Origin of the sequence: Nitratidesulfovibrio liaohensis (assembly GCF_011682075.1) — a bacterium.
Classification (GTDB): Bacteria; Desulfobacterota; Desulfovibrionia; order Desulfovibrionales; family Desulfovibrionaceae; genus Cupidesulfovibrio; species Cupidesulfovibrio liaohensis.
This window is the reverse complement of record NZ_VSMK01000647.1, coordinates 1-959: the sequence shown is the minus strand read 5'-3', so window position 1 is coordinate 959 and position 959 is coordinate 1. Positions and strand designations below refer to the sequence as shown.

General features: G+C 70.7%; 1 protein-coding gene and 1 pseudogene. Both read right to left on the bottom strand.

The window, feature by feature from the left end; all coding sequences use genetic code 11:
* Positions 1-192 (bottom strand): annotated as a pseudogene (locus tag FVW27_RS17130) (iron-containing alcohol dehydrogenase); the annotation flags it as partial.
* 319 nt (positions 193-511) lie between these two features.
* The coding region (locus tag FVW27_RS17125) for a DUF4113 domain-containing protein (RefSeq protein ID WP_167127486.1) at positions 512-959 on the bottom strand (448 nt) is incomplete at its 5' end.

Sequence of the window (959 nt, the reverse complement as noted above, 5' to 3'; positions counted from 1 at the left end):
GCCGCGGCGCACGCCCGCCCCATCCAGCGAAGCCACGGCCTGATCGTACGCGCCCACACGGCGCGCCGCCTCTCCGCCGCCCACCAGCACCACATGGTCCAGACCCGCCGCGCGTACCCGCGCGCCAAGCCCGGCCAGAACACCGGGACCGAAGCGGACCTCCACCGGGTTGTGATAGACGAAATCCTTCATGGCTGTTCCTTGTGGCGCCGTGCAGCGGTCCGGCCCGATATCCGGCCCCGGCTTCCGCGCTCCCGCTTCCGTCCAATTGCCGCCAGTTGTCGCTCATTGCCGCCCATTTTCGTTGATGACCGGAGCGGCGGAATGCGGCGCTGGAGGGCTTGCGGGGCCTGCGGACCCTGCGGGACGACAGATGCCGTACCCTGTGCATAGCGCATGAGTTTGTCGGAATGGCGTCGGACGCAACGCGCTGCCGTTCTTTACGTCCCGCGGGCATCACCCGCGAAATGCGACCGCCGGGGGCGCAGCGCCCGCGTGGTGTCGGCGGCCACTATTTGCACAGCGCCTCGGCCAGTTCATCCCATGCCGTGGTGCGGCGCGGCGAGCGGTGCCGCTGGCGCATGTGCCACGGGGCCTTGTCGTCCAGCCCTTCCGCCGCATGGCGCAGCTTGCCGCGTCCGTACCGGGCGTTGATCCGGTCGGCCACTCCCATCAGCCGCTCGCGCGCGGCGTCACGTTCCGCCGTGCCGTCGGCCAGAGCCAGCAGGCTGCCCTGCCGGGTGTCTGCCCGTTCCAGGCCGTACAGCATCACCCCGGCCTTGGCGTAGGGATACCCCGGACGAAAGACGCGGTCGAGTCCTTCATGCGCCAGCCGGATGAACACGCCGCTGTCCGCCGTGGGCACCGGCAGGGGCAGGGCCACGCTGTCGTCGCAGCGCAGGGCCGCCTCTTCGTCGTGCCGGGCGGTGCACACGTGCACGGCCAGGATCGGAAGAGCA